Consider the following 18,348-nt stretch of genomic DNA (forward strand, 5'->3'; position numbering starts at 1 on the left):
CTGGCCGATCTGGCCACCGAGTACAGCGTCGGACGCTCCACCATCCACCGCATCGTCCACGGGCCAGAGACCTCCAGGTAGAGCGATCACACGCCAAAGCCAGGCGTCAAGATTCCGCTAAAGATCATTCTCAGCGCCAACGGCTGTTCCTGGGTTCCAAGTGATCGCTGTTGCATTCGATGAAGTCTGCGACCACTGGACACATGGCATCGAGCAAGGGTGCAGGCGCTGGGCTGGGGCTTCACATGGTCTTCCGGCGGAGTGGTGGTCAGCGTAGCGCGTCCGCTCCTCTCTTGAGCAACCCCCTTTCCTACCTGCACGTTTGCCATCAGATTACTTCTGATGAAAGATTCTTTCGTTTGATGTAAGTGACGGAAGGTGATGAGCGTGGGTCGTGAGACAGAGGTGCCGGGGGCAGCGAGCCTGCATCTGGTGGCCGGGACAGCACTATTGCGTCCCGAGGAACAGGTCGCCGAGGCCATGCTGCAGGGCTGGCGTAATCAGCAGCTGGCCCGCAACCTCGCGTTCTCCACGATCGAGGGCCGAGAGAACGCGGTGAAGGCGTTCACCGCGTACGCCGACGCGTTCCCCTGGACGTGGACGCCGCATCTGGTGGACGAGTGGCTGGGCGATCTACGGGCCATTCGGCATTTGAAGCGGTCGACGTTGCGCAACTACTCCGAGGCCGTCCGAGCCTTCTGCGCCTTCCTCACCGACCCGGCCTACGGCTGGGCCGAGGAGTGCGAACGACGTTTCGGCACCCACCCCATCCAGATCGTGCACGAGTGGAACACAGCCGTTCACCTGCAAGAAAGCGAATCTGATCCGTCCAAGCGCGCGTTCACCCGCGATGAGCTACAGGCCTTTTTCGACCACGCCGACGACCAGATCCACCAGGTTCGCGGCGCCGGCCGCAAGGGCTGGCTCCCGGCCTTCCGCGACGCGACCCTGTTCAAGACCGCCTACGCCTACGGACTGCGCCGCCGCGAGGCGCGAATGCTCGACCTGGTCGACTTCGGCCGCAACCCCCACGCCCGGCAGTTCGGCGAGTTCGGCGTCTGCTACGTGCGCTGGGGCAAGGCGATGAAAGGCTCACCGCCCAAACGCCGCAGCGTGCTGACGGTCGGGCCCCGCGACGGCGTCGGCGGGATGGATTGGATCGTCGACATCCTGGAGCGGTGGGTGGAGGAGGCCCGGCCCGGGTTCGCGCAAGCGGACTCTCCGGCGCTCTGGCCATCCGAGCGCAGCCCACGCATCGGGTTCTCACAGATCAACACCCGCTTTGCCGCCTATCGCGACGCGCTCGGGCTGGATGCCGGCCTGGACTTTCATTCGTTCCGCCGCTCCTACGTCACCCACCTGATCGAGGACGGCTGGGATCCGCGGTTCGTCCAGAAGCAGGTTGGCCACGAACACGCCTCCACCACCTCCCTCTACACCTGCGTCTCGTCCGACTTCCGCACCCGGACCCTGCGCAAAGCCATGGGCGACACGATGAACGCCGCTCTCGCCACCGGAAGGACGCGACGATGAAACGCCAGGTCAGCTACCAATGGCGGCTGCGTGAGGTGATGGCCGTTCATGGCATGTTCTCGGCCACCGACCTGGCCGGGCCGCTGACCGAGCGGGGCATCACGCTCTCCTCGGTGCAGGTCTGGCGCCTGGTCACCCAGAACCCCGAACGGCTATCGCTGCCGGTGCTGGCCGCCCTCTGCGACATCCTCGACTGCTCCCCCTCCGACCTGATCGCCACCCGCGCCGAGAATGCCGCGCCCCGCCGCACTGCCACCGGCGAGACCGGCACCCCGGCAGCACAGATCGCGCCGATCCGGCCCAAGCGCGCCCGAATCCGGCCAGAGCAATGAAGCCTGCCCCGAAGTCCGGTAAGGATCTTGAGCAATGGGAACGGTGGCATCTCCACGGCTGTGGTCGATGCGGCCGCCACGGCTACGTCGCAGTTCGCTGGCCGGACGGATACGTGTGCCGGACCTGCGAGGAAAAGGCGCTGCTGACTCGCGGGACCTGCCCTGGCTGCCGAGCCGATCGGGCGTTACCCGGCCGCACCACCGATGGAGCGTCGATCTGCGGGGACTGCGCGGGGATCACCCGCAACTACCTCTGCGACCGGTGCGGCTACGAAGGGCCACTACACACCGGGCGGCTCTGCACCCGATGCACCCTGTCCGACCTGGTCCACGGCTTCTTCGACGACGGCACCGGCCGGATCAACCCGGCGTTGAGCACGCTTGCGGACAAACTGATCGCCTCGCCCAACCCCAAGTCCACCTGGATGTGGTTGCGCCGTCCCCACGTCCACAACCTCATCGGCGACCTGGCCACCGGAGCCCTCCCGCTTACCCACGAAGCCCTTCACGAGCTTCCGAACTGGCGGAGCGTCGCCCACCTGCGCGATCTCCTCATGGCCGCCGGAGCCCTGCCCATGATCGACAAGCAGTTGCTCCACCACCAGACCTGGCTGACCCACCGCCTCAACGAACTCCACGACGATCCCCATCAGCGCCTTCTCCGCACCTTCGCGACCTGGCACCAACTTCCGCAGCTCCGCGCCAAGGCCGCCGTCAAGCCACTGACCTCAGGATCTCGAAGAGCCGCCGGCGAGCAGTTCCAAGCGGCGCGCATCTTTCTGACCTGGCTCGATACAACTGGACGGTCTTTAACCTGCTGCGAGCAGGCCGACCTCGACGCCTGGCACGCCGCTCACGGTCCTCGCCAATCCCACACACTGCGGACGTTTCTACGCTGGGCCATGGACACCGGGCACATGCCAAAGCTGCGGCTGCCCGTCCTGGAGAACTCGAAGGCCACCCCCATATCCCAACAGCACAGACTCCGGTTGATCCGCCGAGCGGTCACCCACGACGAGCTCCCTCTAACCACCCGAGTCGCAGCCTGCCTCGTGCTCCTCTACGCCCAGCCCGTCACCCGCCTCGTCCGGCTCACCGTCGACGACCTCATCCAGGACCAGGAGGAACTTCTCCTTAAGTTCGGAGACCCGCCCACTCCCGTGCCCGAACCCTTCGCCAGCCTGCTTCGAGAACTGGCCGACGACCGGCCCCACCTCAACACCGCGACCAACCCGGACGCGCGCTGGCTGTTCCCCGGCAGACGGGCCGACCAGCCCGCCCATGCCGGCACCATCCGCGAGCACCTCCGACTCGCCGGCTTCGCCGCCGGAACGGCCAGAGTCTCCGCGCTCCGCCAGCTCGTCCTGCAAGCCCCCGCACCAGTGATCGCCAACTCCCTGGGCTTCCACCACAAGACCACCACCCGGATCGCCGCAGACGCCGGAGGATCCTGGACTCACTACGCCCCCAGCGACCACGCTCAGTGATCGCCTGAACGAGCAACCCAACGAATACCGATCACTCGATCAACGACTCCTGCCAGTCCCAACCCCGTACCTGGCCTGGCTCTCCGATCAGGCCGACGCCGGCGCCCTGGACGGCGACCCGCTCACCGATCCCATCGCCGCCACCGGCGCGGTACGCGACTTCCGCCGCATTCTCGCCGGGCCCTCGACGAGCGGCGGGCCCGCCGCTACATCCGCCACGTCCAGCTCACCGCCGCCCCGCACGACAAAGCCCTCGCCCTGCTGCCCTACTTCGCCGGCCTGCGGATCGCCGAAGTCATCGGCCTCGACCTGACCGACGCCCGCCTCTCCGGGTCCAGCCGAGAAACGGGGAAACCCGGCCGTGAGTCGATCTTGAAGCTCGTTTTCGCTGGCAGGCGCGCGGTTAGCGGTCGATTGTGATCAGTTTGAGGGCGTCTTCCTTGTCCTTGTCGGAGGGCAGGCTGTAGCGGTGGGTGGTTTCCAGGCGGGTGTGGCCGAGGATCTCGGCGACCAGGACGAGGTCGGTTTTGCCGCGGACCAGGGTGGTGGCGAGCGTGTGGCGAAGGACGTGCGCGGTGGTGGGGTCGTCTAGCCCGGCTGTCCGAGCGATCTCGGCGATGACGCCGCCGGCGGCGCGGGCGGTCAGTCGTCTGCCCTTGGCGTTGAGGAACAGTGCCTGGTTGTCGTCGGCGTGGGGCCAGTTGGGGCGTTCATCCAGCCAGAGCTGCAGTTCTGTGCGGAGCTAGGGTGGATGTCGACCTCGCGAACTTGCCGCCCTTGCCGTACAGGCGCAGCTTGCCCTTGCGGGCTGACATCTGGATGTCGTCGACGTCGAGGCGGACGAGCTCGCTGATGCGGGCGCGGGCGTAGTACGGAGTCAGCGCGATGCACCTGCCACGGGGGACAAGTGCGCCTCCACAGCGCGTAGCCAGCGGATGCGGGCGCGCTCCTCCAGCGCGCGCGGCGCGCTCTTGGGCAGGTCTTCGCGGGCGATGTCGGCCTTGCCCAGACCCCTGCGGACGTGGAAGTCGTCCAGCGCGGTGAGGACGGAGTTGACATGGACGCGGCTGCGCCTGGCCGGGCCGTCGCGCAGCAGCTACATCCGATAGTCACGCGCCGCCCCGTTTCGAGCCTGCCGATCAGCGAGGAGATCGGCAGAATAGGTGGCGGCGTGATCGGCCAGCCAGGACAGGAACATGCGCACGCGCGAGCGGTAGGTGCGCCGGGTCCCATCCGACAGCGGCGTGCGCTCCAGCGCCGCGGCGTATTCGCCGAGCACCGCGTCGTAGGCGGGCGGCAGCCGAGTGGGGCGCGCGCCCGGACGGCGCTGCGTCATCTCGGAAGCGGATCCGGGCTCTTGAGGCAACCCCGATGGCGCAATCTCGGAAGTCACACCTGGGAGTCCACTTCCGAGATGGCGTCAATCTCGGAACAGTGACCCCACCGAGGGCACCGGGCCCCATGCAATCCAAGTTCGGTGGCTGCCCCCCGGTACGTGAGTGCTGTTCGCTCTGAGGTTTGTGCACAGCTGAGATGTCAGGGTCGCATAGGCAATAGGCCGATGGCCAGTATATATTGATCATATGAGACAGATGCAGGAGCCGACCTTTCTCATCCTGACTGCGCTGGCCGCCGGTCCGCAGCACGGGTATGGCGTCATCATCGACGTGGAACGCATCTCCGGCGGGCAGATCCGGCTGCGCGCCGGCACCCTGTACGCGGCCTTCGACCGCCTTGAGCATGAAGGTCTCATCGCCGAAGAACGCGAGGAGATCGTGGAGGGCCGGGCGCGACGCTACTACAGGCTCACCGGCGACGGCGCGAACCGGCTGGCGGCCGAAGTCGATCGGATGCGCAGGCATGCACACGCGGCCACGGTACGCCTGCGTGCCCTGGGGCTGGGAGGGACGGCGTGACCTCGCTCGAAGCGCGCTACCGCTGGCTTCTGGGCTGCTACCCCCGCGAGCACCGGGCACGACACGAGGAGGAGATGATCGGCGTCCTGCTGGCCGAAGCGCGTCCTGGCCAGACTCGGCCGCATCCGACCGATGCGGCCGATCTGCTGTGGGGTGCGCTGTGCGTCCACACCCGGCGGGCCTTCGGCGCGGCCGCCAGGCTCGCCTGGCGCGACGGGCTTGCCCTCGCCGCGGCGTTGTGGCCGTTCCTTGCGCTGACCAGCGAATTGGCGACCGCAATTCTGCAGGCTAGCGGGAGTGTGCGTAAGCTCGGCCTTGGTTATGTGGCAGAGCACCCGAAAACGATTTGGCTTTGGCTCGATCTGTGAACCGCGCCGGGTTTGATGGAGGCCGGATTATCTGGCTGGGGTGAGAGTAGCCGGGTTGATCTTTGTTTGGTAGAGGGCTTCGTATTCGGTGGGTGGCATGTCGTGGCAGGCGCTGTGGAGGCGGCGGTTGTTGTACCAGTCGACCCACTCCATGGTGGCGATCTCCACGTCGTCCAGGCCTTTCCACGGGCCGCGGCGGTGGATCAGCTCGGTCTTGTACAGCCCGATCGTGGTCTCGGCCAGGGCGTTGTCGTAGCTGTCCCCGCGTGAGCCGACCGAGCTGACGGCACCGATGTCGGCCAGCCGCTCGGTGTAGCGAATCGACAGGTACTGACAGCCGCGATCGGAATGATGCACCAAACCGTCCAATGCCTCGACCCGACTGCCACGCCGCCATATGGCCATCTCCAGGGCATCCAGCGGCAGGTCGGTGCGCAGGTGGTCGGTCAGCCGCCAGCCGACGATCATCCTGGAGTAGACGTCGATGACGAACGCCGCGTACACGAACCCGGACCAGGTGGGGATGTAGGTCAGGTCGGAGACCCAGAGCCGGTTCGGTGCGGGCGCGGCGAAGTCGCGCTCGACCAGGTCGGCCGGGCGCGGGGTCAGCGGTTCGATGATGGTGGTGCGGCGTTTGTGCTCACCACGGACCGCGCCGGACAGTCCTAAGCGGCGCATCAGCCGGGCGACCGTGCAGCGGGCCACCCGCACGCCGTGCCGGTTGAGCGCCTTCCACATCTTGCGCACGCCATACACCTCGAAGTTGTCGTGCCACAGCCGCAGGATCTCGGCCTTCAGCTGCTCATCGCGCCGCTGCCATTCTGATGGCGGCCGGCTCCTGGCGGCATAGTAGGTCGACGGCGCCACCTGCAAGACCTCACAGATCGGCTCGATGCCGAACCGGTCGCGATGGGCCTCGATGAAGGCGACTATCTGGGCGGTCGGGGGTCGAGTTCCCGGGCGAAAAAAGCGGCCGCAGACTTGAGGATCTCGTTGGCCCGGCGCAGCTCACGCACCTCCCGCTCCAGCTCGGCGATCCGCTGCGCATCGGCTGTCGAGGTGCCCGGGCGCTGGCCGCCGTCGACCTCGGCCTGGCGCACCCAGCCGCGCAGCGCCTCGCGATGGACGCCGAGTTGCTGGGCCACCCGGGCGATCGCACCGGGTGCGTTACCGCTCTGCTCGCGGATCTCGAACACCATCCGCACCGCGCGCTCACGCAGTTCCTGCGGGTACTTCCTCGGGGCTGGCATCGCGTGTGATTCTCCCTTCCGCCAGCACGATCATGCTGGCTTCAGGGCCTCCAAGAAACCCGGACCGGTTCAGACCGTGCACGCATCGTCGCCGACCTCGACCCTGCATTGGTCACCCTCGGCGTGGACGGCACCAAGAAGTACCGGGAGTCCTTCGAGCTGGTATACCGGTCCTCCGTCCTGCGCTACCAGCCCGGCACCGTTGTCACCGAGCGATGGAACCGCGGCGTATTCGGTCCTTCGCTGCCCTCCGGTGAGCAGTTCCGCGACGCGCTGATCGCACAGGAGACGTCATCTCCACCGACCTGTGGACGTAAGGCGATGGGCGAGGCACGCTCGGCTGGTCGTTCGCGGACACCGCGCGCACCACCTTGCACCGAGACGGCGTACTCGTCGGCTCCCAGCCGTCCCTCCTTGCCGACTTCACTGTCCCGCCCGGCCCGGCGCGATACCGGCTGGAGGCCGAAGCCGAACGCGTGGTGCCTGGTGACGCTCTCCGCCAGGGTCTCGGCCGCGTGGACCTTCCCCTCCGGCACCGTCCAAGCGGGGAACGCCTGCCGATCTCCGTCGTGCGCTTCGCTCCCGATCTCGATCATCTCAACACCGCGCCCGCCGGGGTCACCTTCGCCGTGCCGGTCACCGTGCAGCCGCAACCGGGCAGCAAGGCCACCCGTTCACGCGAGCTGAAGGGCGAGGTCTCCTACGACGACGTCGCCACCTGGACCCCGCCGACGCTCCACCGCTCCCAGGTCATCCTGCGCCATCCTCCGAATGAAGGCTTCGTCTCCCTGCGTGCCGCCTCCACCGATGCCACCGGCAACACCGTCGAACAGACCATGATCCGCGCCTACTGCATCGCCCCACGGGCACACGACGTTCAGCACGCCGATCCGAGCACCCGATAGAGGAACCGGGTGACGGCCGGGATATGAACCACCCCCGACCGTCACCAACCGGAGTGTGGCTGATCTCCAAGCTGATCGAAGAGCGCTGACGTCGACGCCCGGCGGTGGCGGCATCGAGCGGGGTCTTGGCCGGCCAGATGCCCAGCACGTGCCCTGACGCCGTCGGCGTCGAAGCTGACCGCCAGATAGGCAGGTTTGGCCTGGACGCTGTGGTTGTTGCGGACTTGAGAGGGTGTTTCGATCCCCAAAGTGCTCTTGCTCGCAGAGGGCTGGCATGCCGAACTGCCGGCGAAGGCCTACGGGGGAGCCGCGTTGTTCCAGCGCTGCTGCGAGCGGACGGGCAGAGGCAGCCGGACGGCGGCAGGTAAGGTGGTAATGTCATGATCTGACGGAAGCTCACGCCGTCATCGGCCCGGAGCGGCTCACGGCCGGGCCTGGCGCGAAGCCGGTCCCTCTTCGTCGGGGGACCGCGTGATGTGGTTGACGTACCAGGAGGCCACCTGGGTGCGTGAGGTGAAGCCGAGTTTCTCCAGGATGTGCTCGACGTGGCCTTCGGCTGTGCGCTGGGAGATGACCAGCCGGGCGGCGATGTCCTTGTTGCGCACGCCTTCGGCGATGAGCCCCGCCACCTCCAGCTCGCGTGGGGTCAGCACAGACTCCGGAGGCGCGGACGCCGATGCGGGCGCGGGTTCAGCCGGTTCCTGCAGAGCGACGGCGATGGCCTGGTTGAGGTCGAACGTCGCACCCGTGCCGACAGCCATGTGGTAGTCCTGCTCGCTGAGGCGCGCGCGCACCGACGTCTCGCAGGCGCGGTGAGCCTCGTCGTAGGCGCGGAAGCCTTCCAGAGACACCTCGAGCATGTTCCGCATGGTGCCGGCGGCGCCCATCAGGTGTGCGGCGTGCATGTCGTGGCCCTGGGCGGCGGCGATCCACGCGAGGAACTCCACGGTCCAGGCCGGGTTGTAACGGTAGCCGGTCGACCGCTCCAGGCTCAGGCTGGAGCGGAACAGAGAGGCGGCCTGCTCCAGGTCGCCGGCGTGCCAGCGTTCGACGCCCGCTGCCCACATCCCCATCGCGACCTCACCACGCGCGTCGCCTGTCTCGGCGATCTCGCGGCAGCGGGCGATCCAGCGGCCAGCGCGCGGGTCTTCCGCGAAGATCCCGGCCAAGGCCAGGTAGAACGCCGGCATGAACGCGTCGTTCGGGACCCGCGTGATGCGGATCTGGTCAAGGTTGTACTCGTACCACTCCCAGGACCGCTCGAGCTGATCGATGGAGCTCCGGTAATCGCCTCTCATCAAGGCCAGTCGTCCCGACAGATACCGGATCATCGCCAACGCTTCCTCGCAACCGGTCTGCCCGGCCAGTGACGTGCACTCGTCGATCAGACGTTGCGCGGTAGCCTGCCTGCCCTGCATGAGCGCGAAGAGTACGCCCGTGGCCAGCACGTCGAAACGTGCGCGCGAGGGTATCTGCTCAACGGTGAGCAAGCGGTCGAACCAGTGGCGGGCCTCAGCCGGACCAGCGAAGAAGATCCAGTAGCCATTCAGCGACGTGTACGTCTGTACCGCTTCCTCGATGCGAAAGTCGGCACCAAGGCAGAATTCCATCGCGGTTCGCAGGTTCGGCAGTTCGAGGGCGATGGTGGTGAAGTATTCGACCTGGTCCGGGCCGAACCAGCGGGTTTTGTTGCGCTGAGCCAGGCCCTGGTAATAGACAGCGTGCCGGCGCTGCAGTGACGAGGCCGCGTCTCGTCTGCTCAGGCGCTCGTGGCCGTATTCCCGCAGGGTTTCCAGGATTCGGTATCGGGAGCGGGCACCGCAGGTCTCGCTGGTCACGATGGACTTCTCTGTCAGATCCGCCAGGAGCGGCAGGATGTCCTCACGGCCGAGCGGCTCCGCCGAGCAGATCTCCTCCGCCGCGGCCAGATCGAAGCCGCCGGAGAAGACCGACAGGCGTTCCCATAGGATCTGCTCCTGGGCCGAGCACAGGTCGAAGCTCCATTCGACCGCAGCGCGCAGCGTCTGATGCCGGGGCAGGGCGGTCCGGTAGCCCTGAGACAGAAAGTCCAGCCGGCCGTCGAGCCGGTCGATGATCTGATCCAGCGACAGCACCCGCAGCCAGACCACCGCCAGCTCGATCGCGAGCGGCAGCCCGTCCAGGAGACGGCACAACTGCGCCACGGCGGCAGGCGAGGAAGAGATGTCGGTCTGTGGTGCGGCTCTCCTCGCGCGATCGAGTAGCAGGGCCAGGGCGTCGTAGCGGTGGACGTCGTTGCCGGTGACCCTGTCGCCGGCGCCAGGTAGGGACATCGGCGGTACGACGAACACCGTCTCGCCCGGCACGCCCATCGGCTCACGGCTGGTCGCCAGCACCTGCACCTTCGGCGCCACGGTGAGCAGGGCACCGGCCAGCCGGGCACAGGCCTCCACCAGATGCTCGCAGTTGTCCAGGATCAGCAGCACCTGCTTGGCCCAAAGATATTCGATCATGCTCTCCGTCGAAAGCTGGGGTACCTCGTCCTGCGTCCCCAAAGTCTCGGCGATGGCCATGGCGAGCAGCCGGTCGTCCTGCACGGGGGACAACTCGACCAGGCACACTCCGTCGGAGAAGGCCCGCTGCACATGGGTGGCCACATGAATGGCCAGACGCGTCTTGCCCACCCCGCCCGGGCCCGTCAGCGTCAGCAATCTGGCCCTGGACAGGAGCTGCCTCACCTCGGCGATCTCGCTCTTCCGGCCGATGATTTCGCCTGCGTAGGCCGGCAGGCTAGGGTGTGGGCTCTCGGCTACCAATCGACCCATGATGCCGAGTATCGCCCCTGACCTGCCCGGACGTAACGGCCTCACAGTCGAGGTCTGGCATGGGAATGGTCAAGCGCCCATGAAAGATTTTGTTGTGCTTTGCTCTCTAGTCGAGCGAGAGGAGCGCGGGCGGCCAAGGTGAAGCCGTGGCAACCCGGCGATCAGGCTCTGGCCTGGTGATCGAGCTGCTGTTGCCGCAGCGTCAGCGGCGGGTTCGGCATCCGGCGCAGACCGGCTGGCGTCGCGGGACACCTTGTTCGTGCTGCGCACGGGGATGGATTGGGAGCAACTGCCGTAGGAACCCGGCTACGGCTCGGACATGACGTGCCGGCGGGAGCAGTGTGGCAGCGGCTGCTCGATCGGGCGCAGGTGGCGGACGCGCTCGGCTTCTCGCATCATGGCGTCCTGCAGCGATGATCACTCGCCACCACCGATTACGGGCCAGAGCCACTGACCTGGACACACCCGTCCGTAGGCAACGTGGCACGTTTCGCGTATTCCGGTCTCGCCCCCTTCACCAAGGTTCCCCGGCTGGCGAAGCCTGTTGCGGGTGCCGACGCCCGCCGACCGGAACCCGGGCCAGCCTGGGCGCACTGCCGCCCGCCCCGCTCAGTGACGATGAACCGACGGCCGACATCCGGATCGACTATGCCCTCTGCTCCGCAATTACCCAGGAATTGCAGTAGCGACGGGACGCGCTGGCGCGGCGTCACTCCTCGGTGGGGGCGGGATTCATCTATCGTGGGCCAGCAAACCCGCTCACGCACGGTGACGGGTGTCGGCGGCGGGACGCGCCTTGCCTGCGGAGGCCCGTTCCCAGCCTGAGGAATCGCCGCGAACCTGGCGTCCAGCGCCGGCGACCGGATCACGGCCGCCCCCTCTACCTGGACAGCCTGTGGCGCGACGTCGCCCCGGGTCCCGCTCAGCCTGGCCGGCCTGCACACCACTTCGGCCCCGCCGCCCTTACCGCCACGGCGCTGGTTGTCGCCCGTCGAACCATAGGAAGTCGTCTTCGATGGACTGTACGGGCGAAGCCCGTTCCTTTTTAGTTAGTGGGAGATGATAAAAATAACGAAATTTATGCGGCCGCCTTTACATCGTAGATTTCTTCAGCCGGTGGGTAAAGCGTTCGTCGGTGAGGCCGCCTGTGCCGGCCCTCATGACGGCCCCCGCCTGCCCGGCGCGGGATCTGCCATACGTCCTCCACTCCCAGGGAAAGCCGCTGGTTCGTTGTGGGTTGGTGCGGGCCACGAACGGGAATCTCCGGCGATCGTGCAGGGTGTCGAGATGGACGCTCTCCCGCGCCACGCCGGCGCGCAGCAGCGCGTCGATCTGGTGGTCGGGGTTCTGATCCGCGGTCGACACCCGCGCGTAGCCGAACAACATGTGTCGCAATCTACTCGGCAGGCCGTTCATGACACGAGTTGTCGACAGCGCTCACCTGCGCCTCCACGATCAGCCGGTGTCGACAGACGATCGTTATTCGACACTGAGATGACCGACCTCGCGACCACCAAGCTGATGTTGTCGCGGCGGCTGGGGCGATGAACGACGGCAGAGCCGCGAGCACGTCGCGACCCTGGGTACGGAGCTCACCGATCGCCTTGCCGTAGTACTCGGTGGTCCAGGAACACGCGGAGCTCTGAACCTGTTGCCCGTTTCGGACGTCTTCAGTGAAACGGGCTCTCGATGTTGGAGTGAAGGGCGGGGCAGACGTGATCGGTCCGGGTACGACGCTGGCGGGCCGCTATCGTCTGCTGTCACGGCTGGGCGCCGGGGGGCACGGCGAGGTCTGGCGTGCTCAGGACACGCTGCTCGACCGCGTCATCGCGGTGAAGACGGTACGGTCGGCGCTGAGCGGCGACCCCGAGTTCGCGGCCCGGTTCCATGCCGAGGCCCGTTCGATGGCCACCATCGACCACCCTGGCGTGGTGGCCGTATTCGACTACGGGATCGACGAGATGCCCGGTCGGCGTACGCCATACCTGGTGATGCAGTACCTCGACGGCGAGCCTCTCCACCTGTTGCTGTCCCGCGGGGGACGGGTCCCTGCCGGGGCGACGATGGACCTCGTCGCGCAGGCCGCAGAGGCGCTCCAAGCCGCGCACGAGGCCGCGGTGGTGCACCGGGATGTCAAACCCGGCAACCTCGTGATCCGGTCGGACGGAACGGTCGTGTTGACCGATTTCGGCATCGCCAGAACGGCCGGGGGAAACCGGCTGACCGCTACGGGCATCGTGTTGGGCACCGCCACCTACTGCGCCCCCGAACAAGCCGAGGGTGTTCCGCCCACCCCCGCGATGGATGTGTACGCGCTGGGGGTGGTCGCGTACGAATGCCTGGCGGGACGGGCGCCTTTCGACGGCGAGAGCGCGGTCGCGATCGCGCTTAAGCACATGCATGAGATGCCACCGCCGCTGCCCGAGGACGTCCCAGCCGCTGTTGTCGAAATCGTCATGCGGGCGCTGGCCAAGGACCCAGCGGATCGATGGCCGAGCGCCGCTGCCCTGGCCTTGGCTGCCCGCGCACTCGTGGACGGGCTGGATGCGGGAGCTTTCCTGGCAGGCTCGCAGGTGGTGCCCCGTGGTGTTCCAAACGGCTCCTCATCCGCCAGTACGAGTGCCAAGCTCACCGAAGGAGGGTCCAAGTCCGCCGGCGAGGAGACCGCCTCCGCCACCGGCGGCACCGCACCATCGGCCGGGGGTGGCAGAACTGGCGGCAGGGTGGCTATCGGATCGGGCAGTGGTTCGGGTGCCGGTGCGAGCAGTCCTCCCGCGGGAGGACCCGTCCGGGACTCAGGCAGCGGGGAGAAGAGGGCGCTTCGGGCCAGGCGCCGGGCGTTGACCGTGGGAGGCGGGCTCGTCGCGGTGGCTGTCGTGGCAGCGATGTCGTGGAGCCTGGTGCCGGACGATCCGACGCGCTCGTCGGCCAGCCAGTCGCGAAACGGCGTAGCCGAGCCATCCGCCGTAGCGGATGCGTCGCTGGATCCCCTGACGAACAGGAAGGACAGCGACCCCTCCGACTCACCCGCGACCCCCGACACGTCCACACACCCTGAGTCATCCCAGGGTCCTGAAGCGTCCCCGGATCCCGAGATGTCCTCGGATGCCAGCGACCGGGCTTCGGCTGCGGGACTGCTCGTCGGCGGTATCTTCCTGCTCGGCGGCCCCTCTCCTGGGCTGCCTGCCGCGGACGGATACCAGCCCGGCCTGGTCGAGGTCTTCACCAGCAAGGGCCGGCGGGTGGCCGAACGGCGCTCGGACAAGCGCGGGTTCCGATTCTCCCTGCCCTCGGGTGGCTACCGGCTCCGGGTCAGCTTGGGCGATGAGAAGTGCTCGACGAGCGCTGTGGTCAAACCGAGCGCGACCACGCGCGCGGACCTGAAGTGCCCCATTCCACAGCCTCCTCCGCAGCCCGCTTTCCAGAGCGCCGCCATCCAGGACCGGGCCGGGGACGCCAAGGGCGGGCCCAACGCGGGCAAGCCGTTCCCGTACGCCGATCTTTTAGGCGTGGCGATGAAGGGCGGCCAGAGCGGCGTCACCATCGAGTTCGCCACCGCCGGTGCCATACCGGCGGCCGCACCCTCGGAGGGGAACAGCCGCAGCCGCTGGGCCGTCGCCGTCGAGCAGGGCGGCAAGACGGCGTTCCTGTCGCTTACCGGGCTGAAGGGCACCTGGACCGTCCAGTGGGCGGCGAAAAACGTCAAGACCGGCCTGGCGGACGAGACCGACCAGGTGTCGGCGGTGGCCAAGCCCGTGATCTCCAAGGGACGGATCTCCGTCGCCCTGGGGCAGCACGCGTCGCTGAAAACCACCCCAATCGACTTCAAGAAGCCGTACACGATCGTCAGCGCCGAGTCGAACGTGGTACACGTGTTCCACGGCTGGACGGACTCCGCTCCCTCATGAATTTAAGACCCGCCCGTACCCGAAGTCTTTATTCGTGAGGGAGCAGGTAACGCCACGAGAGCGCGAGGTGCTTCCCGGTTGAGGTGCGATACACGTGCCAGGATCCGTCACGTGGTATCAGCCGGACGATGGTGTGTGCCTTGTTGCCCTTGTAGTCCTTGCTTCCCGAGTGGGCTTGCGTCTCGGGTGGCAAGGGGACGCCCTCTGGCAAGGGCTTGGCGCTCGTCGCAGGGGCCGTGACCTGCTCGATGGACACCCGTACGCGGTCGGTGGAGTAGTTCCGGCCCTGTGCGGCGACTCGGTCGGCCAGGCGGGCGAGGCGGTCGCGGGCGGTGACGAGCGCGGCGTCGTAGCGGGCTGTGCCGTGCTCAAAATACGGCACGTGCACCTCACGCATCCCGCCGCCGCTGTCGACGCCGAGGACGGTGGTGGGTACGTCATAGATCCTCGGCGATCCCTGCTGGGGCGAGGCGGTAGCGGGTTGCCCAGCCAGATCGTGTTCAAGGGCCTGGACCAGGGCCTTGACCTCGGCAGATGGCAGACGCAACTCGTGCGCGGCGTCGGCGATGACCTGGCCATCGGCGTAGACCACCAGCGTCGGAGGGCGGACGGCTATCAAACCGGGGGCTACCAAACCACCCACACGTAGCCATTCGGCGACAGGATGCCGCGCAGGTCGGGAAGAGGCCGACTCAGGGACTGGCCGACCGGTCTGCTCCGGACTCGGCATGGTCTCGCCGGTCTTGTGGACTCCTGTGCCGCTACACGCCGCGAGCACCAACACCAAAGCGACGACCCAACTCCCTCTCATACCACTAAGACGATCACCGTCCGCGGGCGGTTCACGCATGGTGCCACGATGTCCTACTCCCGACATGGGGCTCTCTGCCGCCTTAACGCACGGCCTGGTAGATTTCCGGGCCGGTTAGGGAAGCTTCTGCGCAGGCTCTGCCAGATTCGCTCCGGACTCCAGTGCTTATGCAGATGGTTCCTGAATATGCCCGTAATAGCGGATTCTGCCCAATCTTGCTGGGTTTGAGGCGAGGCATGTCCACTCCCGACTAAATAACGTCGAAATCCCCGGCCGTTTCCCGCTGAAAGTTACAGCCATGGGGCGAACGCGCAGGCCGTGCCGACCGCCGAGCCCGGCCCACCACACGCGATGAGCGCCTGATGTGCGACGACTGCCGGGCCCGCCGCGGCGCCCTGCTGACTGGCCAGTTGGCCTCCAGGGAACGATCTTGGGGGAAGCACCGTCGCCCCAGTAAGCTCTTTCCTTTGACGGCGGACATGACGATGATCGAAGTCCCCACCGCGTTGCGCGCCAAGCTCGACGCCCTGATTGCCGAAGGTGGCCGCGGTACCACCCTAGCCGATGTCCTGCAACAGCTTCTGGACGAGCACGACAGCATCCGAACTCGGCAGATGCTCGCCTTCGACGCCCAGTTGTAGCGTGCCCAGGCCGACCCGGACGCCGCCGCCAGGGCCGAACAGGACGGTGCGGCAAATGATCGATCACCTGCGGCAGCGCTCCGGTAGCAGTGCCGCATGACCACCGGGTACGTGCTGGACGATCTGACTCTGCATGAGCTCGGGCGCGGGGATATGACCATCACCAACGTGGTGGCCGCCCTTGATGCCCACGCCATCCGCATCAGCGTACCGGCCCTGGCCTTGACCGTGGCGCACCACGGCCTACTCATCGATCAGATCGAAGCCGTGCATGGCATGGTCCACCGCCTCAAGCAGGTGCGGCTCGAACCTCTGACCACGCCCGAGGACGTGTTACGCCTTTCGACCGTTTCCGCTCACCTCGGTGAACGACCCGACTTGGCGGCCGCACACACATCGTCGAGGTGGCGGGCGATTTCCTGGGCCGGCCAGGCGCGGTCGGGGGTGCTGCTGGAGCAGGGTCAGGACCTGTTGTTGTCTGCGGCGTTCGGCCGGGGCGGTGGGCCGCTCGTCCCGGGAGACGGCAGGTGGTGTGGGCACGGGTTGCAGGAGGGTGATGACCAGGCCGGTGACGGTGCGGCTGTGGTCGGGTCTGCTGTCGTCGAGTCGTTCTTTGTAGCGGGAGACGGGCGATTTGACTTTGCGGGTGCTCACCCGCGGGCGGCGGGCCGGGAGCAGTCCTGCCAGGACGGCGCGGGCGATGGCTCCGGCGCCCGGGGTGGTGTCGTCGCTGGTCACGCCGGCGGCTTGGATGACCTGGTCGTGGGCGCTTTGCAGCGCGATGGTGAAGGAGCAGCGATCCGGGTCGGTGCCCGGCAGCGACTCGGCAGCATCGACCATAGCGGTGCACAGAAGCTGGTAGAGCGTGAGCAGCGCCCACATCTCCTGCTCCAGACCTGCCGGGTCGCCGGAACGCAGGACCCGCCCGTGCAGGAGGGTGTGGCGCAAGGGCGTAGTAGGCCGATTCGTGTTCCCATCGCTGGTGGTAGAGACCGACCAGGACGTCGGCCGGGTGACGGCGGGCGTCGGTCAAGCTGGTCACCAGCCGGTAGGAGCCGGTGAAGACGGTTCCGCCGGCGCAGGTCACCGTGATACGGGCCTCGATGACGCGGATCTGCAAGGTGCCGATCACCGACAGATAGGAGCCGTCAGTGAGGGTGGCCAGGATGGGGGTGCGGCGGTTGCTGCGCAGCCGGCCAAGCACCTGGGCGCCGGTGGCGCTGACCTGGCCGAGGAAGGCGTTGCCGTCGAAGCCCTTGTCCCATCACACGAGCATGTCGGGCGTCAGAAGGTGCAGCAGGCGCCGGGCGCCTTGGGCGAGCTGCAGCCGTCGAAGGAGACCGTGCGGTAGGCCCCGAACCGCACTCCAGGCGTCGTGGGCTGGGCCAGCGGTCCGCTCAGCACCCGAACAGACGCCGCAGCCCGCCTATATCCCTGCGGCATCGCCATGAGTACGCCGTGGGCCTCCCTCATGGCCTCCCCGGACGGCAGAGACAAACCATCCCAGGAGTTCCCCCGACCACCACACGGGTGGCGGGTGCGCACCGCTCCCGGCCTCTATCCACCAGGTTCGAGCCGGTCTCGCGTTGAGAGACGTAATGACGACTGTTCCTCACGTACTCCTTTCCGCCTCGCTCACCGGACCCGCACTATCTGGCAGTACTGGCACATCTCGGCTTTGTCAGGGCCGCTTGCCGCCCTCCCCGGCATCACCCGGACCAGGCTGCCCTCAGCTTCCCCACCCTGCCACGACAGGACGGACCACGAAGGTCTTCCACCTTCGTACGGACCATCAACGCCTCACGGCGCACGTCTCCCCGGCGAAATACTTGGCCGCCTTGCGCAGAATGTCCCGCTCTTTGCTTCAGCTCCCGGATCCGCGCCTTGAGCTGCTTGTTCTCCTCTTCCAGCACGTCGTTCGAGGGTAGGTGCCCGGCCGGCGTGTCCTTGCCGGTCTTGGCCCCGCCGGCCGCTCGTTGCCCACCTTCACCCCGAGCCTGCGCGGCGCGTACCCACACCCGCAGCCTCTCGCGGCTGACTCCCAGATCCCGCGCCATCGACGTAATCGTCCGATCCGGCCTCGACAGCACCAACGCCACCGCGTCGGCCTTGAACTCAGGCCGGTAGTTCTTCATCACATCAGGGACATCTCTTCCCCTGGACCTCAAGATCCAGCCTCCAAGATGTCTACGTCCAAGGAGAAAACCATCTCGCCTGGGTTGGTTAGCGAGCGGCGTGCCAGGACCCGCCAGTACCCCCGGCTCTTCGCCCACTGGGCATGGACCGCATGTCATTGGTGATCAGGATGACAAGAGCGGAGTGACGCGTGATGAGCAGAACTCGGCTAGCGGCGCCTACGTCTGCTGGCGATACACCCGCGCCCAACCCAAGAC

18 protein-coding genes and 1 other annotated feature are annotated in these 18,348 nt (G+C 67.2%); of the genes, 9 read left to right on the plus strand and 9 right to left on the minus strand.

Features of this window, described 5'->3' with window-relative positions; all coding sequences use genetic code 11:
• Positions 1–387 precede the first annotated feature (387 nt).
• From B0I32_RS53625 to B0I32_RS53635, 3 genes are all read left to right on the plus strand, one after another.
• Positions 388–1,533, plus strand: coding sequence for a tyrosine-type recombinase/integrase (locus B0I32_RS53625; protein ID WP_245956702.1), 1,146 nt, complete (start codon positions 388–390; stop codon positions 1,531–1,533).
• Complete coding sequence (locus B0I32_RS53630; RefSeq protein WP_106253011.1) at positions 1,530–1,865, plus strand: helix-turn-helix domain-containing protein; 336 nt, start codon at positions 1,530–1,532, stop codon at positions 1,863–1,865. The genes B0I32_RS53625 and B0I32_RS53630 overlap by 4 nt, the downstream gene beginning before the upstream one ends.
• A gap of 113 nt (positions 1,866–1,978) precedes the next feature.
• Positions 1,979–3,352: a site-specific integrase gene (locus B0I32_RS53635; RefSeq protein ID WP_219912503.1), complete on the plus strand. Its 1,374-nt coding sequence runs from the start codon at positions 1,979–1,981 to the stop codon at positions 3,350–3,352.
• 403 nt (positions 3,353–3,755) lie between these two features.
• Here the strand turns inward: B0I32_RS53635 and B0I32_RS53640 are convergent, their stop codons facing one another.
• The gene (locus B0I32_RS53640; RefSeq protein ID WP_106253032.1) at positions 3,756–4,082 is read right to left on the minus strand and encodes a tyrosine-type recombinase/integrase; all 327 of its coding nucleotides are present in this window, start codon (positions 4,080–4,082) and stop codon (positions 3,756–3,758) included.
• 366 nt (positions 4,083–4,448) lie between these two features.
• The gene (locus tag B0I32_RS53645) at positions 4,449–4,688 is read right to left on the minus strand and encodes a hypothetical protein (RefSeq protein ID WP_106253014.1); all 240 of its coding nucleotides are present in this window, start codon (positions 4,686–4,688) and stop codon (positions 4,449–4,451) included.
• A gap of 256 nt (positions 4,689–4,944) precedes the next feature.
• Here B0I32_RS53645 and B0I32_RS53650 point away from each other — a divergent pair, with 256 nt between their 5' ends.
• Together B0I32_RS53650 and B0I32_RS53655 are read left to right on the plus strand one after the other, a co-directional pair.
• A complete protein-coding gene (locus B0I32_RS53650) occupies positions 4,945–5,268 on the plus strand; it encodes a PadR family transcriptional regulator (RefSeq protein WP_219912504.1) in 324 nt (107 codons plus the stop codon).
• Positions 5,265–5,636: a hypothetical protein gene (locus B0I32_RS53655; protein ID WP_106253017.1), complete on the plus strand. Its 372-nt coding sequence runs from the start codon at positions 5,265–5,267 to the stop codon at positions 5,634–5,636. The genes B0I32_RS53650 and B0I32_RS53655 overlap by 4 nt, the downstream gene beginning before the upstream one ends.
• Before the next feature lie 27 nt (positions 5,637–5,663).
• Here the strand turns inward: B0I32_RS53655 and B0I32_RS53660 are convergent.
• Together B0I32_RS53660 and B0I32_RS61955 are read right to left on the minus strand one after the other, a co-directional pair.
• A protein-coding gene (locus tag B0I32_RS53660; RefSeq protein WP_245956703.1) for an IS3 family transposase occupies positions 5,664–6,886 on the minus strand; the annotation gives its coding sequence in 2 pieces (ribosomal slippage) (positions 5,664–6,607 and positions 6,607–6,886; 1,224 coding nt in all).
• Positions 6,495–6,608 (minus strand) — a sequence feature (AL1L pseudoknot). It overlaps the preceding gene by 114 nt.
• Positions 6,887–7,071: 185 nt before the next feature.
• Positions 7,072–7,482, minus strand: a complete 411-nt coding sequence (locus B0I32_RS61955) for a hypothetical protein (protein WP_425438157.1) — start codon at positions 7,480–7,482, stop codon at positions 7,072–7,074.
• Here B0I32_RS61955 and B0I32_RS53665 point away from each other — a divergent pair.
• A complete protein-coding gene (locus tag B0I32_RS53665) occupies positions 7,402–7,791 on the plus strand; it encodes a hypothetical protein (protein ID WP_106253018.1) in 390 nt (129 codons plus the stop codon). The two genes, B0I32_RS61955 and B0I32_RS53665, sit on opposite strands and share 81 nt — an antisense overlap.
• 422 nt (positions 7,792–8,213) lie before the next feature.
• On the opposite strand, the gene B0I32_RS53670 is transcribed toward B0I32_RS53665, so the two are convergent.
• Positions 8,214–10,595 carry an ATP-binding protein gene (locus B0I32_RS53670; protein ID WP_106253020.1) on the minus strand — a complete coding sequence of 794 codons (2,382 nt, stop codon included), beginning with the start codon at positions 10,593–10,595 and terminating at the stop codon, positions 8,214–8,216.
• A gap of 1,092 nt (positions 10,596–11,687) precedes the next feature.
• The gene (locus B0I32_RS59360) at positions 11,688–11,981 is read right to left on the minus strand and encodes a recombinase family protein (protein ID WP_219912505.1); all 294 of its coding nucleotides are present in this window, start codon (positions 11,979–11,981) and stop codon (positions 11,688–11,690) included.
• Between the two features lie 311 nt (positions 11,982–12,292).
• Between B0I32_RS59360 and B0I32_RS53685 the strand changes: the two genes are divergently transcribed.
• Positions 12,293–14,503, plus strand: a complete 2,211-nt coding sequence (locus B0I32_RS53685; protein ID WP_245956704.1) for a serine/threonine-protein kinase — start codon at positions 12,293–12,295, stop codon at positions 14,501–14,503.
• Between the two features lie 28 nt (positions 14,504–14,531).
• Here the strand turns inward: B0I32_RS53685 and B0I32_RS53690 are convergent, their stop codons facing one another.
• On the minus strand, positions 14,532–15,095 hold the full coding sequence (locus B0I32_RS53690) for a hypothetical protein (RefSeq protein WP_106253021.1): 564 nt from the start codon (positions 15,093–15,095) through the stop codon (positions 14,532–14,534).
• A gap of 686 nt (positions 15,096–15,781) precedes the next feature.
• On the opposite strand from B0I32_RS53690, the gene B0I32_RS58545 reads away from it, so the two are divergent.
• The gene (locus tag B0I32_RS58545; RefSeq protein ID WP_181308809.1) at positions 15,782–15,955 is read left to right on the plus strand and encodes a hypothetical protein; all 174 of its coding nucleotides are present in this window, start codon (positions 15,782–15,784) and stop codon (positions 15,953–15,955) included.
• Positions 15,956–16,288: 333 nt separating this feature from the next.
• Here B0I32_RS58545 and B0I32_RS57185 read toward each other — a convergent pair whose 3' ends face one another.
• Positions 16,289–16,903: a hypothetical protein gene (locus tag B0I32_RS57185; RefSeq protein WP_146178692.1), complete on the minus strand. Its 615-nt coding sequence runs from the start codon at positions 16,901–16,903 to the stop codon at positions 16,289–16,291.
• Positions 16,904–16,922: 19 nt separating this feature from the next.
• Between B0I32_RS57185 and B0I32_RS57190 the strand changes: the two genes are divergently transcribed.
• The gene (locus B0I32_RS57190; RefSeq protein ID WP_146178693.1) at positions 16,923–17,306 is read left to right on the plus strand and encodes a hypothetical protein; all 384 of its coding nucleotides are present in this window, start codon (positions 16,923–16,925) and stop codon (positions 17,304–17,306) included.
• Positions 17,307–17,664: 358 nt separating this feature from the next.
• Here B0I32_RS57190 and B0I32_RS60710 read toward each other — a convergent pair whose 3' ends face one another.
• A complete protein-coding gene (locus tag B0I32_RS60710; RefSeq protein WP_425438158.1) occupies positions 17,665–18,090 on the minus strand; it encodes a transposase in 426 nt (141 codons plus the stop codon).
• Between the last annotated feature and the right edge of the window lie 258 nt (positions 18,091–18,348).

This window comes from Nonomuraea fuscirosea, from assembly GCF_003001935.1.
Classification (GTDB): domain Bacteria; phylum Actinomycetota; class Actinomycetes; order Streptosporangiales; family Streptosporangiaceae; genus Nonomuraea; species Nonomuraea fuscirosea.